The sequence below is a fragment of the Streptomyces sp. BoleA5 genome (assembly GCF_000373665.1).
In the GTDB taxonomy this organism is placed as follows: Bacteria; Actinomycetota; Actinomycetes; order Streptomycetales; family Streptomycetaceae; genus Actinacidiphila.
In genome coordinates, this window is the sequence record NZ_KB892100.1 from 39,185 (window position 1) to 54,219 (window position 15,035).

A 15,035-nucleotide genomic window follows, 5' to 3' on the forward strand; every position below is an offset into this window, starting at 1 on the left:
GCACCATCCGCTCCGAGCGGAGCCGGGCCGTGTGTCACACATGCGCGGGTCCCCTGGTCACACGCCATAGCCACTGACGGTGTCTCGCACGCTCAGGGGCCACCAGCAAGTTGCCCCACTCCGGCCTCCAGAAAGCCCGCGCATGAACTCAAACGACGAGGCGACGCCCGCGCCGCCCGGGAAAGCGGGCTTCGACGTGCGGGAGTTCGCCCGCACGGCACACGGCAGCCACCGCGGAAGGCTCGATCTCGCGTCGCTCGCCGAAGAGCCGCTCGACACCGATTCCGTCCGCCTCGTCCGCGCGCTGCGCGACATGGAACGTACGACGCTGCACCGTGTGCGCAACCTCCTCGTGACGGCGACGCACAAGGACGCCCGGGTCACCGCGTTCCTCACCACGTGGATGTTCGAGCGCTTCTGGATCGCCGACGCCCTCGACGCGGTCCTGGACGCCTCACCCGCCGCCCGCGGCCTCCCTTCGAGCGCCGGCCCGGCACGGCGGGTGATGGCGGAGCGCCGCGAGCGCCGTGGGCCCATCCGCCGTTCCCTCATCGCCAACATCACCGGTACGCAGATCGTCGCCGGGCACGTGACGACGAGCCTCGTGGACGAATGGATCACGCGGGCGGCCTACCGCCGTCTGGCCGGAGTCTCCCCCGCCATGGCGTCGATCATCGAACCCGTGGTGGAGATCAAACAGCGCCACATCCACTTCCTGGCGGAGGAGGCGGAACTGCGACTCGGGCACTCGGTCCGCGCCCGGCGCATCACCCGTCGCGCCCTACGGCACTCCGCCTGGCCACTCGGCTCGGTCGACCGCTCCCGGCACGAGCGCACCTTCTTCGAACGCCATGTCTTCGGTGACCCGAGCGGAAGGGCCGAGGCGGGCCGGATCCGCGCGATGGTCGCCGCGCTCCCCGGCATCGGTCCCGGTGTCGCGTCCACCGTGGAATCGAGGCTCCTTCCGTGATCCCGCACACCGCCGAGACCGAACTCGGCACCGCGCACGTCCTGCTCACGGGCGCCACCGGCTTCGTCGGCCAAGCCGTGCTGGAGCGGCTCCTCACCGATCACCCCGCCACCCGCATCTCGCTCCTCGTGCGCGGGAAGGGCGGACAAACCGGGCAGGACCGGCTCCGGCGGCTCCTGCGCAAGCCCGTGTTCGGGACCTGGCGAGAGGCCGTGGGGGCCGAGGAGGCCGACCGTGTCGCCGCTGAGCGGATCACCGTGCTCGACGGCAGCATGACCGGCATCCCGGAGCTGCCCTCCGACCTCGACCTCGTCATCCACTCGGCGTCGACCGTCTCGTTCGACCCTCCCATCCACGAGGCGTTCGACACGAACGTCAACGGTGCCGTCAGCCTCTACCAGGCGCTCCTCGCCTCCGGTTCGGACCCGCACGTCGTCCACGTGTCGACCTGCTACGTCGGGGGGCTCCGCCGCGGTGTGGTGGCCGAGGGCAAGCTCGAGCACGACGTCGACTGGCGCACCGAGTGGCGCTCCGCGACACAGGCCCAGGAACGCACCGAGCTGACGTCGCGGGAACCGGCGCGGCTCGAGCGGTTCATGTCCCGCGCCCGCGGCGACCACGGCAAGGAGGGCCCGATCGCGGCGGCCCGCGCGAGTGAGAACGCCCGGCGCGAGTGGGTACGCTCCCACCTCGTCGACGCCGGCCGGAGGCGCGCCCAGAGCCTGGGATGGACCGACGTCTACACACTGACGAAGGCACTCGCGGAACGCGCCGCCGAAGACCTCTGGGGCGAGGCCGGACACCGGCTCTCGGTGGTCCGGCCCGCGATCATCGAGAGCGCCCTCCGGCATCCGTTCCCCGGCTGGATCGACGGCTTCAAGGTCGCCGACCCGCTGATCTTCGCCTACGGCCGCGGCCAGTTGCCCGACTTCCCGGGGCTGCCCGACTCGATCCTCGATGTCATCCCCGTCGACTTCGTCGTCAACGCCATCCTCGCCGCGGCCGCCAACCCGGCACCCGCCGACGAGCCGGCGTACTTCCACATCGCCTCGGGCGCGTCGAATCCGCTGCCGTTCCACCGCATGTACGAGAACGTACGCGACTACTACACGCGGCACCCGCTGCCCAGGGACGACGGTTTCGTCGAGGTACCGACCTGGAAGTTCGCGGGCGAGCGCAAGTTCAACCGACGTCTTCTGCTCGCCAAGAAGAAGGCCGACCTGTGGGACGCCGGGCTGCGGATACTGCCGAACGACGAGCGGAAGCGCGCTCTCGCGGCCCAGAACGCCCGCCTGCGCGCCGGCATCGCCACCCTCGGCAACTTCACCGACCTCTATCGCGCCTATGTGCGGACCGAGATCATCTTCGACGACCGCAACGCCCGCGCGCTGAACAACGCGCTTCCCGCCGAGGTGCGCGAGGACCGCGGCTTCGATGTGCGGCGGATCGACTGGGAGGAGTACCTGCAGAAGGTGCACCTCCCCTCCCTGAGCAAGCTGACGGCCGCCCACCGCCGCCGGAAGACCGCGGCCGCCCGTCCGGCGGGCACCTGCCCGAAACCGGAGCTGCCACGGCGGACCGACGTGCTCGCCGTCTTCGACCTCGAACGGACCGTCCTCGACTCCAACCTCGTCGAGCAGTACCTCTGGGTGCGTACCTCGGGCTTCCGCAAGGCGGCCTGGCCGAAGGAGGTCGCGGACCTGCTCGTGGCGCTGCCCGGCTACCTGCGCGCCGAGAGGCGCGACCGCGGCGAGTTCATCCGCGCGTTCCTGCGCCGCTACCGCGGCATGCCCGTCGCCCGTCTCGAGGAGGTCGTGGGACGCGGCTACGCCGACACGATGCTGCGGCACACGTGCGCGGACGCTGTGGCGCGCATCCGCGAGCACCGTGCGGCAGGTCACCGCACCGTCCTGGTCACGGGCTCCATCGGCCTGCTCGCCGCTCCGCTCGCCGGTCTGTTCGACGAGGTCGTCGGGAGCTCCATGCACGTGAGGGACGGTGTGCTCACCGGCTACCTGACGAAGCCGCCGCTCGTCGACGAGGCGAGGGCCGCATGGCTTCGGCGGTACGCCGAGGAGGGCGGCTACGACCTCGCGGCCTCCTACGGCTACGGCGACAGCCACTCCGACCTGGCGTGGCTGTCGCTGCTGGGCAAGCCCTCGGCGATCAACCCCGACGCCGAACTCACGCGTGCGTCACACAAGAGGAACTGGGACATCCACCGCTGGAAGAGGAGCGGTTCGGGTGTACGCGGCGAGGTCCTCGCCGCACGGCCGACGATGCCGCGCACCGACGGGAAGAGCGACTGATGGCTTTCGACATAGACAAGTACGCGAAGAACTCCACCGGAGTGCAGTGGGCCGACCTCGACTTCGACGAGTTCGAGCGCCACCCGCTGCCCGAGGGGACACTGCGCACGCTGCGCTACATGTGCGACATCGAATACCACACGGTGTGCTACATGCGTGATCTGCTGACGACCCCGTCCCACAACGAGCCCGCGGTGGGCACCTTCATGACGATGTGGAACCGCGAGGAGTTCTGGCACGGCGAGGCGCTCGCGGCCGTGCTCGAACGCCACGGCGTCCGCATCGGCTTCGACGAGCTCAAGGCGACCCGTCTCAAGCTCGGCTGGAAGGACCGCTTGGGGACGGTGAAGCAGACGGCGATGAGCCGCCTCATCGGCCCCGACTTCGTCGCGGTGCACATGGCCTGGGGCGCGGCGAACGAGTGGTCGGCCACGGCGGCGTACCAGCGGCTCGCCGCGTTGGAGAGCCACCCGGTGCTGGTGCCGCTGCTCAAGCGCATCGCGCAGCAGGAGACGAAGCACGTCGCGTTCTACGCGTCGCAGGCGCGTGATCGGCTCGCGGCGAGCCAGAAGGCCCGCAAGGTGGCCCGGTTCGCGCTCGAGAAGGCCTGGGGCCCGGTCGGCTCGGGCGTGATGTCGGAGAGCGAGGTCACGCACGTCATGACCCACCTCTTCGCGGGCCCGGAGGGCCGCAAGCTCATCCGCGACATCGATTCACACATCGCGAAGCTGCCGGGGCTCGACGGGCTGCGCATCGTGGAGGACTCCATGGACAAACGCGGGATCGCCGCCTGATCCCGCCCGTCCCCGCGCCTGGCCTGGCCTGGCCTGGCCTGGCCATGATCAGCACGCCGTGGCATCATCTGCCGATGCCTGGTCACTGGACTGGTTCGGTCGTCCTCGTCCTCTTCGCCTCGGGATGCCTCGGGATCGCTGTCCGTGAGGCGCAGCGCCGTGCGTGGATCGCGGCGGTCCGGTCCGGCTTCGGCGCATTGGGCTTCGCCTGTTTCGCCGTCGCCAATGAGGGCTTCGGGTTCGCCAGGCACGCGGCGATGCGCGGTCCGGCTTCCTGTCAATCCCCTGTCGCCGGGGTGCGCCGTTGTCGCAGGACGGCCAGGGCGTCCTCGACGCGGCCGAGGTCGATGAGGTACCCGGCCAGGTCATGGCTGTTCTCGGGGGCGTGCTGTTCGAGGACGGCGACAGCCTCCTCGATGCGTCCCGCGCCGGCCAGCAGCTCAGCGATGTGCGGCGCCGCGTACGAGGTGGCGCCCTCGGAGTGGGAGCGGGCCTGTGCGATCGCTTCGTCCACGCCGTCACGGGCGGCGATCAGCGGCAGCCGTATCCAGTACAGCTCCCACTCCACCTCGCCCCCGCGGGCAGCGGCAAGCGTGTCGAGGTGTGCCAGGCCGTCCCCGGGGCGACCCTGCTCCAGGCACAGCTCGGACAGAACATGGAGCACCCCTTCGTTCCCGTTCCGGCCGTCGGCCCGGACACGCATCACGTCGACGGCTTCCTTGCCCCGACCGTGCCGGGCCAAGAGCCGGGCGAGCTGGAAAGCCGAGTCGGCTCCGTGGGCCACCGTTCGGTCGGCCTGCCGGTACGCCGCGATCGCCCCCTCCACGTCGCCGCGCTCCTCGAGCAACCACGCGAGCCGGTCCACGACGCACCCGGACTCGTCGTTCGCCGCAGCCGCCCGCAGATCGCCGAGCCGGCCCTGCCGCGCCAGGAGCGCCGCCCATTGCTCACGGTTGCCGCGAGGCATGGTGCCGCCGTCGGACAGCAGAGCGATCGCCTCGTCGGTGCGGCCCTGACGCTCGCGAACCGTTGCGATCAGCGCGATCACCGTGTCGCGGTCGAGCCCTCGGCAGCACCACGGAAAGTCGGAACATCGGTGCCCGGTGAGGGGGACGAGCAGCTCGGCGGCTTCCTCGTCACGGCCGGCCGCGGCGGCGACATCGACCAGAGCGACGGTGAGGGACCGCTCACCGAGGTACGGACGCAACAGGGTGAACGCTTCCTCGGCGCGCCCGTGCCGGGCAAGCAGCCGGGTGTAGAACTCCAGCGCCATCGGATGCCCGGCCTTCGTACGGGCCAGGGTGATCTCGATGGCCTCTTCGACGCGACCCCAGCTCTCCAGCAGATCGGCCACCGCCACGACGGCGGTCCACCAGCCGGTTGCCCGGTACGGGGCGAGAACCTCCAGCGCCTCGGCCTGCCGGCCCCGCTCACCCAGCAACCGCGCCCAGGCCAGGGCGCAGTTCCACTCCCCGCGTCCCGCCTGCTGCTCCACGACGGCGACATGGCCGCGTTCGAGGAGCCGCGAGACAAGCTCCGGCGGGATGCGGCCGGACCGCGTCCAGGCCCAATAGTCAAGATCAGTGGCGTCCACAGCCACGGACCCTAACGCCCGCCGCCGACATCACGGGCGGCTTCGAATCCAGCACAACCGAGATGACGCTCCCCCGCCGGTCGGTGCCTCTCCGCCGACCGCGCCGCAGCGAAGGACTCACGCCAATGACCTCCGACATGACGCCACGCCACCCGCGACAGGCCACGCGGTGCTGGGACTTCGCCGTTGCCGTCACTCGCGTCCGCCCCCTGCTCCACCAGGCGAGTTCTTGCCGTCAGGCCCATCAGCAGCTGCCATCGGCGTCGGCCGGTCGGGGCCCGAGAGCCGAGGCAGCCTGCTCGGATCGGTCAACGGCACACCTGATAGCGCAGGTGAAGCACCCGGTTGCCCTGTCGTACGGAGCCATGGCGGCGCTGATCGCGTCCTGCACGTCGCCCGGATCGCAGGGGGGCAGACAGACCGTCACTCGTTCTTTCGCCATGGTTTCCCCTGCCCCCAACTGATCGTTCCGGAATGACGTGCCGAGCCGTCGAAGGCAGGCGACGCCACAGGCGAGTCGCCGACGCATGGCCTCGCCTCCAGCCGGGACCCGAACCGCCCGCAGGCGGGATCAGCCACGACGTTCCGGCGTCTCGTTCGCGTGCCCGCCTGCCCGCTTGCCTGCTGGATGTCATCGTTCGGGAGGGCCGTGCGCACCGCGTCCACCGTCCGCCCGGGGATGAGGTGTCCGATGGCGAACGGCAAGAGGGTCTGCCCGCGACCTCTCGGTCACGGGCAGACCCTTCGTTCCAGCGGGCGCGCCTACTTCTTGAACGCGTAGTTCATCATCTTCGTCGCGTCCGTCGCACGGCTGGTCGCCGAGGAGGAGGCGAGAACGGTGCCGATGACCGTCTTGCCGTTACGGGTCGCGGCGAAGACCAGGCAGTACTTGGCAACCGAGCCGGAACCGGTCTTGACGCCGATGGTCCCGGAGTAGCTCTTCAGCAGCGTGTTGGTGTTGGTCCACGACATGTAGCGGTAGCCACCGCTCTTCGTGGTCACCTTCTGCTTCGTCGACTTGGTCTTCACGACGGCGCGGAAGGTGGAGTACTTCATCGCGCTGCTGGCGAGCTTGGTCAGGTCGCGGGGCGTCGAGTAGTTCGCCCCGTTCCCGATGCCGTCGAACGAGTCGAAGTGGGTGTTCTTCAGACCCAGGCTCTTGGCCGTCGAGTTCATCTTGCCGATGAACGACTTGACCCGTGCGGCCCGCGTGGAGCCGGTGCCGAACTTGTCGGCGAGGGCGTAGGCCGCGTCGCAGCCGGACGGGAGCATCAACCCGTACAGCAACTGACGGACGGTCACCTTGTCGCCGACGATCAGGCGCGCCGAGGAGGCGCCCTTGGAGACGATGTAGTCGCTGTAGGCCTTCTGGATCGTCACCTTGGCGTCAAGGTTCAGATGCGGCTGGGCGAGCACGACCCGGGCGGTCATGATCTTGGTGGTGGAACCGGTGGAACGACGGGTGTCGGCAGCCTTCGAGAAGAGGGTCTTGCCGGTCCCGTTGTTCATCACGAATCCGCCCTTGGCGGTGATCGTGGGCACCGCCAACGTGGCCGCCTGGGCCGGAGCGGTGAGCGCTCCAGCGGACAGCACGGCTCCCGCGGTGATGGTCACCGTAGCCAAGCGAGATGTAATTTTTATGCCGTTTTTCAAAGCTTGTACCCCAAATGCTCCTACGGGTTGACGGCAAAACGAGGCCGCCAGCCCATAGGACTCCCGAGCGGATCAAATGGATGCACGATCAGCGTGAGAAAAGTCGCGCCACAGCTCAGGGCAAGGACGTCCGGATGCGGCGGAGCGACGCGCCCCCGCGACCCGCTACCGCCCAGGCCGTGGACCACCGCCGCCCTCGCACGAGAAGCCGGAGTCTCGCGGGCCATTCTCGACCGCCGCTTCGCGGCTGCGACCGGCGAGTCACCCGGCGCCTACCTCACCCGCTGGCGCATGGACCTCGCCGCCCGCCGCCTATGTGACACCCAAAACAGCCTCGACACGATCGCCGCCGCGGTCGGCTACTCCGGCTACGCCTTCAGCCAGGCCTTCCACCGCGCACGCTCACAGCCGCCCGGCCAGTTCAACTGCAACCGCTCGCACCGAAGGGAACCCGACCCCGACCGGCGCAGCCGCCGCCCCTGTCTGACCACCGCGCCCAGGCACGCGCTGTCCCCAGCCGCGGGCCACGGAGCGTCAGTCGCCCGCCTTGACGTCCTTCATGCACCGAAGCCCTCGTAACAGGGGCGGATCTCCAGCGCCTCATGCAGACGGCCCCTCCAGCCCCACCAGAGGTGCCGATCGCCGCACTGCGACGCACTATCGCTGTTCCGCCACCTCCCAGTCCAGAGCGCCGACGTCGTCCACGACGGCGACGCACGGCTGTACGGTGCCGCCGAGGGAAGCATGCCGGAGGAGGGCCGGCGACCCTGAATGGACGGCGGCTTCGACGTCTTGGAGCATCGCAGTGACCGAGCTCCACAGTTCCACTCCGAGGACCCAGGTCTCGTGGTCCCACAGGAAGACCGCGCCGTACGAATCACCGGGCCGCAAGTCGACGATGAGGCCGTCACCGCCAGGGCTCATCGCGATCGGCAGGAACGAGGGCAGAAAGCGCGGTTCCGGTTCGCCGTTCCCGACCACGGAACTCCCTTCTTGCTCCGCGACGAGCAACCAGATCTCCCGCGTCTCCAGAGCTTCTTCCAAGCCCATCGGAGCAAACGCATCCGGGATCCAGTAGTCGGCGCTGACCCGGTGCAGGGTCCACCACGCGACCAGGTCGGCGGGAAAACTCACCCCCAGATCTGACTCGGCCGCACGCAGTCGGCTGTCGTCCGCAGCCGCTCTCACGGGGGCCTTTCGGAGACGACCCTCGAACCACGTACCGATACGGTCCCAGGCCTGGTGCAGGTCGTGATCAATCGAGGTCATGGCCCGAAGTATTGCAATGTGCCCGGCAGCCGGCGGACTCCGCCCATCGCGCCCTTCGGGCGCGTCTCCCCGGTGCGGTCACCGTGCGCCGCGCGCACGCCGGGGGCCCGTGCACCGGCTGCTGCGGCAGGTTCGCGCTCACGGATGCCCGGGCCGCGCGCGAACGCGCGGCCCGGGGACACCTCCAGGGCAAGATCGTGCTTACGGCCGCTCAGACGTCCGTGTCCCCGGCGGCGTCCCTGACGCTCAGCGCCAGGTGGTTGCTGATCGTGAAGAACGGCTTGATCCGGGTGGCGCCGCGCTCCGCGTGGTCGAGCAGGACCGGCGGGAAGGCGTCGGTCTTCTTGCGTTCGACGAGATCGCCCATGATCCGTCCCACAGGCACGGTCCGGTCGCCCAGCTGGAGCCGCAGATCCCACAAGTCGTGTTCGGCGCCGCGCCGTTCCATGGCCTCGCGGTACGGCAGGACGAACTCGCAGCGGTCGTCGCCCAGCAGGCGAACCGGTACCTCGAAGTCGTGGGCGGTGTCTTCCCGGGAGACGGCGCGGACGGTGGCGTCGGCGGTGTCCGCGAGCCGGGCATCACCGAGCAGCCGGACCGCGACGGTGGCCTCGTTCTCACCGATGACGACCGACTCCACCTCGCCGTGCGCCGGGCGCAGCCAGGTCCGGACGGCGAGGAAGCCGTCGCTGGTGGCGTAGGGGATCCACGAGGAGACGCCGTCGGTGCCGACCACCGGCGCGAGGGGGATCAGCCGGGCCTGTTCGACGAGTTCGGCGGTGACGCGGTGCCGCTCCTTGGTTCCGCGGACGCGCACATAGCAGTCCCACCGGCCCTCGGGCAGTTGGTGGGCGGCACGCTCGACGAGTGCGGTCGCGTGCTGCTCGCCCGTGGCGGCGAACTCCAGCGGTACCCGGATCTGCCGGCGCTCGGGGTCTCGGCGCAGGCGGGCGACGAAGTCGACGGGCTTGGTGCGGGGGATGGTGTCGAGGTCGATCCGGACCACGAACCCGCCGTCCGGCGTCGCGGCCGCGTGGCCACGGGGGACGGGGGGCCGCTCGGCGTCAACCGGCTGCGGCTTGTCCTTCCTGCCCGAGGAAGGGACGAGGGCCCGCAGCGAGGTGCGCAGCCGGGTGGCCAGCGAGCTTCGGCTGCGGCGCTCCCGCTGCAGGCGTTCGAAGAGTTCCTCGTAGCGTGCGGCGATCACGGCCGGGGCGTAGGTCGCGGCCTTCGCCTGTGCCGCGGTGCCCATACGCCGGCGCAGGTCGGAGTCGGCGATGAGGCGGAGCAGGGCCTGGGAGTACGCGTCGGGACCGCCGTCCAGCGGCACCAGCAGCCCGTCCTGGCCATGGGTGATGATCTCCCCCGGGCCGTGCGGGCAGTCCGTCGCGACGACCGGGACTCCGCAGTGCATCGCCTCGACGATGGTCATACCGAAGGACTCGCTGTCCGAGGAGACGGCCGCGATGGCACCCTTGCTCCACTCGGTCTCGATCGGGGAGACGGGACCCATGAGGAAGATGCGGTTGTAGAGACCGAGTGCGTCGATCTGCTCACGCAGCGCGGCCCGCATCGGGCCGCGCCCGTATATTCGCAGAGTCCACTCCGGACGCTCGGCCGCCACCTTCGCGAAGGCGTCTATCAGCCGGTCGTAGCGCTTGACCGCCACCAGCCGACCCGCGGCGATGATCGTCTTGCTGTCCAGGGCGGACATCTCGACGGCAGGCGCCGGCACGCCGTTGGGGACGCAGACGACGCGGTCGGCGAAGCCCGGGAGGGCCGCGCGGTAGTCGGCGGCGTCGGCTTCGGAAACGGTCACGAAGGCGTCGAGGCCGACCACCGCGGCGTTCTGGTCGTCACGCAGCTGATCGCTGTGGGAGTGGAGGGTCAGATGCTCCTGTCCCACCCTCACGTAGTGGCTCTGCCCGTAGCGGGACAGGTACCCGTTGAGGATCGGACGGGTGGCGACCACCACGTCCGCGTCGGTGCGCGCCAGGTAGTCGGCTATCCGCTGGTCGTGCAGCCCCGTGAAGCGGAGCCGCCCGAAGTCCACCCCCGACTCCGGGAACATGCTGTTCGGCTGCTGCGTGAGCTCGTGCTCGCCCTCGTACGTCGGACTGTCCGGCCGCATGTCGATGAGCGACTCGAGCCTGACCCGCGGGTCGAGGGCGAGCGGCGGTTCGTCCAGGACCCGGTGGACGCTGACGACCTCCACCTCGTGTCGCTCGGCGAGGCCAGCGGAGAGGTTCGCGGTCGAGCGGATGGTGCCGCCGATACCGTACGCGTTGTTGATCAGAAACGAGACCTTCATCGATCCACCCTTGTCGCTGCCCCGCACCCAAACAGTCCGTGAACGCCACGCCATGAAGGCATGGCCAGTCGGGAACTGTCAAAGAGTAGATCATCGCTCCCGGCAGGCGCCCGTGATCGCATTGCGAACGCCTCCGTTACCGCCCGGTGCCGTCGATACGGGCACCGGCACAGTGGCCGCGCCTGAGCAGCGTCACGTCGCGGGGAGAGCGCTGGAGCAGTTCCCCGGGAACCCGAGTGCCGCAGCCGATCCGTCGGGCCCGTGCTAGGCCTTGTCGTCAAATGAGCTCCCCCAGCTGACGCTGGGAGGGGCCCCCAGGTGCGGTGCATCGCAAGGCGGAGGATCGTCCTCGTAGTGGGCTACTCGGACGATTCGACAACGCAGCGTGGGGGCACCTCCCAGCGGAGCTGGGGGAGCGCAGTGCCAGGCGTCGCTGAGTGGGGGCACCCCCGGCCGAAGGTTGGGGGAGGGCATGTGACGACAAGGCCTAGGTGTCCGTGTCGTCGATCCGGCGGGCTAGAGCGCGCAGGGCCTCGGAAGAACGTGAGCCCGGTTCGGCCGTGCTCACGAACAACCACTGGTCCGGGTCACCCGGAAATATGAGGGTCTCATAGTTCAGGGTGAATTCGCCGACAATGGGGTGCCGGTAGTGCCTCGTACCGTGGGAGAACGCCTCCACATCGTGCGCGGCCCACCATCGGCGAAAGTCCGCGTCCGCCTCGGACAGTCCGTCGATCAGCTCGGTCAGTTGCGCATCGTTGGGACGCCTGCCCGCATACAGGTGCAAACCTGTGACCACCATGCGGGCCGCCATTTCCCACTCGACGAACAGTTCACGCGCCACAGGGTCGAGAAACATGAATCGCGCCAAATTGCGCTCAGAGATCGGCATGGTCTCGAAGTCGGCGAATATCGCGCGAGCCATCGCATTCAGGGCGAGGACATCCATACGGCCGTCGAGGATCATCGCAGGAGTGTCCCGGAGCACCTCAAGCAGCGCGTAGGCGCCCGGACGCACCCGGCGGGGATGAGCGGACCGGCTGACCGTGACGACGGACTGCGGCCTGGCCAGGGCGAACAGATGCGCACGCTCGACGTCGTCCAGCAGCAGAGCCCGGGCCACGGCCTCCAGCACCGCTTCGGAGGCGTTGGCCACCCGTCCGCGCTCCAGGCGGATGTAGTAGTCCGCACTCAGTCCGGCCGAGAGGGCGACCTCCTCGCGGCGAAGTCCCGGGACGCGGCGACCCGCTCCCGGGGTGACTCCGGCCTGCTCGGGAGTCACCCTGGCGCGCCGCGAACGCAGAAAGTCGCTCAGCTCCTTGTTGTCACCCGAAGCGGACGACACCTTGGCCATATCTTGAGGTTAGTCCTCGATGCGCCATTCCAGCAAGACGGCCGACGGAAAGGGCCAGGCCCGCAAACAGCCGAACAGAGCCCTACCGATTTCCGCCGGCAAGGCGGCTGGCCTCGACGGGCGGACGCCTTTTGAAAATCCTGGCGTATTGAATCCACCGTCACGCCGGCCGCGCCTTTTCGGAGGTTCCCGGAATATTCACAACGCTCGAGACGAGGCCGGGTCGCCGCCATGACGGCAGACACGGTCCGGCGATCGGCGCCGCCAGCCGCCCGCGCCGGCCACCGCCGCCCCACGCTCGGGCGACGGCAAGGCCCCAGGTGCCGAACGCCCGCGCTGTGGCGCGAGCCGAACCGGCCACGGGGCGCCGCATGCGCCGTCGCCGCCCAGGGCCGACGCCGGCGCGAGGTCACCCGGGTTCTCGCGACACTTCCCGCACCCATTCCTCAGCAATGCGGCCGGGGGGGCCTGCCAGTACCTGGACCGGTGGGCCACGTCCGAAGCAGGCCTGCTGCACCGATCCGAAGCGCTCTCTCGGCTGGTTCTCTGGCATTGCACGCCGGAATCGCCAAGAAGAAGGAAATCTCCCATGGACCTGAAGCTCGAAATGATCGTGCTGCCCGTTTCCGACACCGACCGGGCCAAGGCCTTTTACGAGAAGGCCGGATTTCGCCTGGACGTCGACTACACGGCCGACGAGGCATTCCGAGCGGTGCACCTCACGCCGCCCGGCTCCGAGTGCTCGATCATCTTCGGCGAGGGGATGACGTCCATCGCGCCCGGCTCGTTCCAGGGCCTGTATCTCATCGTCTCCGACATCGAGGAAGCCCATGCGGATCTCACCGCACGCGGCATCGAGGTCAGCGAGATCTTCCACGACGCCGGCCTCTTCTTCCATGGCCACGGCGGCGGTGACGTCACCCACCGCAGTCCGGGCCAGGAGCGGCTGCCCGGCCCGCACCCCGAGCGCTCCTCCTACGGCTCCTTCCTCACCTTCAGCGACCCGGACGGGAACGGCTGGGTGCTCCAGGAGGTCTCGCAGCGCCTCCCCGGCCGCTGACAACCCCGCCGGCCACCGTCCAAGGCCCCGCCCCGGCCCAGCGGGCCATGCGACGCCGCTCCGCGCCGCCCGGGCCGGCCATCCCCGACCGCCGACCCCGTGCGGCGCGCGGCGCGCGGCGGCCCAGGGGCCGTCCGGCGGCGGGGTGACGGCGGACACGGCAGCATGCGGGCCGCCGCCGCAGCAGTGCCCGAGCGAGTCACGGAAGCAATGACGAACGAAACAGTGAGGACCACAGCGTGATGAACGAGACCACCCGTACCTACGACGTGATCGTCATCGGCGGAGGGCCGGTCGGCGAGAACGTGGCCGAACGCGCCCGCGCCGCAGGGCTCAGCACCGTGATCGTGGAGCGCGAGCTCCTCGGCGGCGAGTGCTCGTTCTGGGCCTGCGACCCGAGCAAGGCACTGCTGCGGCCGGTGGTGGCACGCGCCGACGCGAGCCGCATACCCGGGCTCGACCCGGCGGTCGCCGGCCCACTGGACGTCGAGGCGGTCCTCGCGCACCGCGACAAGATGTCCTCGTACTGGAAGGACGAGGACCAGGTCGACTGGCTGAACTCGGTCTCGGTCGATCTCCTACGGGGTCACGGCCGCCTCACGGGCCCCAAGCAGGTGGCCGTGCGGACCCCGGACGGCGACACCGTCGCCCTGACGGCCCGGCACGCCGTCGCCGTCTCCACCGGCACCCGCGCCGCCCTGCCCCCCATCCCCGGACTCGACACCGTCCGCCCCTGGACCAGCCGCGAGGCCACCAGCGCCGACAAGGTGCCCGGCCGCCTCGCCGTCGTCGGAGGCGGTGTGGTCGCCGTCGAGATGGCCACGGTCTGGCAGGCCCTCGGCTCCCAGGTCACCATGCTCGTCCTCGACCACGGACTGCTCGAGCGGATGGAACCGTTCGCCGGCGAACTGGTCACCGACGGACTGCGCGAAGCAGGCGTCGACATCCGCTTCGACACCACCGTCACCTCCGTGACCCGCGAAGGCGGCGAAGACGGCGAGGTACGGATGGCGCTCTCCGACGGAGGGGAGCTGGTCGCGGACGAGATCCTGCTGGCGACCGGCCGCGCCCCGCAGACACACGAGGTCGGCCTGGAGAGCGTCGGTCTCACCCCCGGCGACTGGCTGACCGTCGATGACACCTTCCGTGTCACCGGCGTCGAAGGAGGCTGGCTCTACGCGGTCGGCGACGTCAACCGCCGCGCCCTGATGACACATCAGGGCAAGTACCAGGCCCGCGTCGCCGGCGCCGTCATCGGCGCCCGCGCCAAGGGGGAGCCCGTCGACGACGCGCCCTGGGGCGCGCATGTCGCCACCGCCGACCACGCTGCCGTCCCCCAGGTCGTCTTCACCACCCCCGAGGTCGCCTCCGTCGGCATGACCAGCCGCGAGGCCGAGCGGAGCGGGCGCCGCATCGAGGTCGTCGACTACGACCTCGCCCACGTCGCCGGCGCCCATCAGTACGGCGAGGACTACCGCGGCAGGGCCCGCATGCTCGTCGACACCGACCGCAACACCGTGGTGGGCGTCACCTTCGCCGGACCCGGCGTCGGGGAACTGGTGCACTCGGCCACCATCGCGGTCACCGGCCAAGTGCCCCTCGACCGGCTCTGGCACGCGGTCCCCGCCTTCCCCACCCTCGGCGAGGTCTGGCTGCGGCTGCTGGAGACCTACCGCGGCTGAGCTCGCCCCGGCCGGCATACGGGCCGTCCCGGCCTGGAC

11 protein-coding genes are annotated in these 15,035 nt (G+C 70.0%); 6 read left to right on the plus strand and 5 right to left on the minus strand.

What is annotated here, in order from left to right; genetic code table 11:
- Positions 1 to 142 precede the first annotated feature (142 nt).
- Genes B085_RS42505 through B085_RS0115255 form a run of 3 tightly spaced genes read left to right on the plus strand, consistent with a single transcriptional unit; the run spans position 143 to position 4,073 of the window.
- Complete coding sequence (locus B085_RS42505) at positions 143 to 970, plus strand: hypothetical protein (RefSeq protein WP_018559429.1); 828 nt, start codon at positions 143 to 145, stop codon at positions 968 to 970.
- Positions 967 to 3,279: an HAD-IB family phosphatase gene (locus B085_RS42510; RefSeq protein WP_018559430.1), complete on the plus strand. Its 2,313-nt coding sequence runs from the start codon at positions 967 to 969 to the stop codon at positions 3,277 to 3,279. Before B085_RS42505 ends, B085_RS42510 begins: the two co-directional genes overlap by 4 nt.
- Entirely contained in the window at positions 3,279 to 4,073 is a 795-nt protein-coding gene (locus B085_RS0115255) for a hypothetical protein (protein ID WP_018559431.1), read from the plus strand. Before B085_RS42510 ends, B085_RS0115255 begins: the two co-directional genes overlap by 1 nt.
- Before the next feature lie 277 nt (positions 4,074 to 4,350).
- On the opposite strand, the gene B085_RS0115260 is transcribed toward B085_RS0115255, so the two are convergent.
- Positions 4,351 to 5,667, minus strand: a complete 1,317-nt coding sequence (locus B085_RS0115260; RefSeq protein ID WP_018559432.1) for a tetratricopeptide repeat protein — start codon at positions 5,665 to 5,667, stop codon at positions 4,351 to 4,353.
- 762 nt (positions 5,668 to 6,429) lie between these two features.
- Positions 6,430 to 7,281: a D-alanyl-D-alanine carboxypeptidase family protein gene (locus B085_RS0115265; RefSeq protein WP_018559433.1), complete on the minus strand. Its 852-nt coding sequence runs from the start codon at positions 7,279 to 7,281 to the stop codon at positions 6,430 to 6,432.
- Between the two features lie 132 nt (positions 7,282 to 7,413).
- On the opposite strand from B085_RS0115265, the gene B085_RS46930 reads away from it, so the two are divergent.
- Entirely contained in the window at positions 7,414 to 7,899 is a 486-nt protein-coding gene (locus B085_RS46930; RefSeq protein ID WP_234018578.1) for a helix-turn-helix transcriptional regulator, read from the plus strand.
- A 78-nt stretch (positions 7,900 to 7,977) separates the two neighbouring features.
- Here the strand turns inward: B085_RS46930 and B085_RS45635 are convergent, their stop codons facing one another.
- From B085_RS45635 to B085_RS0115280, 3 genes are all read right to left on the minus strand, one after another.
- On the minus strand, positions 7,978 to 8,589 hold the full coding sequence (locus B085_RS45635) for an SMI1/KNR4 family protein (protein WP_018559434.1): 612 nt from the start codon (positions 8,587 to 8,589) through the stop codon (positions 7,978 to 7,980).
- Positions 8,590 to 8,800: 211 nt separating this feature from the next.
- Positions 8,801 to 10,900, minus strand: a complete 2,100-nt coding sequence (locus B085_RS0115275; protein ID WP_018559435.1) for a glycosyltransferase family 4 protein — start codon at positions 10,898 to 10,900, stop codon at positions 8,801 to 8,803.
- Positions 10,901 to 11,387: 487 nt separating this feature from the next.
- Entirely contained in the window at positions 11,388 to 12,254 is an 867-nt protein-coding gene (locus tag B085_RS0115280) for a helix-turn-helix transcriptional regulator (RefSeq protein WP_018559436.1), read from the minus strand.
- 589 nt (positions 12,255 to 12,843) lie between these two features.
- Here B085_RS0115280 and B085_RS0115285 point away from each other — a divergent pair.
- Both B085_RS0115285 and B085_RS0115290 read left to right on the plus strand, forming a co-directional pair.
- Positions 12,844 to 13,314, plus strand: a complete 471-nt coding sequence (locus tag B085_RS0115285; RefSeq protein ID WP_018559437.1) for a VOC family protein — start codon at positions 12,844 to 12,846, stop codon at positions 13,312 to 13,314.
- Between the two features lie 242 nt (positions 13,315 to 13,556).
- Positions 13,557 to 14,996 (plus strand): dihydrolipoyl dehydrogenase family protein, encoded by a 1,440-nt coding sequence (locus B085_RS0115290; protein ID WP_018559438.1) that lies wholly within the window; start codon positions 13,557 to 13,559, stop codon positions 14,994 to 14,996.
- The last annotated feature ends 39 nt before the right edge of the window (positions 14,997 to 15,035 follow it).

Bases quoted from the DNA above. Each gene is read 5' to 3' on its own strand.
- B085_RS0115290 (WP_018559438.1), top strand. From the start codon at position 13,557: ATGAACGAGACCACCCGTACCTACGACGTGATCGTCATCGGCGGAGGG.
- B085_RS0115275 (WP_018559435.1), bottom strand. From the start codon at position 10,900: ATGAAGGTCTCGTTTCTGATCAACAACGCGTACGGTATCGGCGGCACC.
- B085_RS0115255 (WP_018559431.1), top strand. From the start codon at position 3,279: ATGGCTTTCGACATAGACAAGTACGCGAAGAACTCCACCGGAGTGCAG.
- B085_RS0115285 (WP_018559437.1), top strand. From the start codon at position 12,844: ATGGACCTGAAGCTCGAAATGATCGTGCTGCCCGTTTCCGACACCGAC.
- B085_RS42505 (WP_018559429.1), top strand. From the start codon at position 143: ATGAACTCAAACGACGAGGCGACGCCCGCGCCGCCCGGGAAAGCGGGC.
- B085_RS0115280 (WP_018559436.1), bottom strand. From the start codon at position 12,254: ATGGCCAAGGTGTCGTCCGCTTCGGGTGACAACAAGGAGCTGAGCGAC.
- B085_RS45635 (WP_018559434.1), bottom strand. From the start codon at position 8,589: ATGACCTCGATTGATCACGACCTGCACCAGGCCTGGGACCGTATCGGT.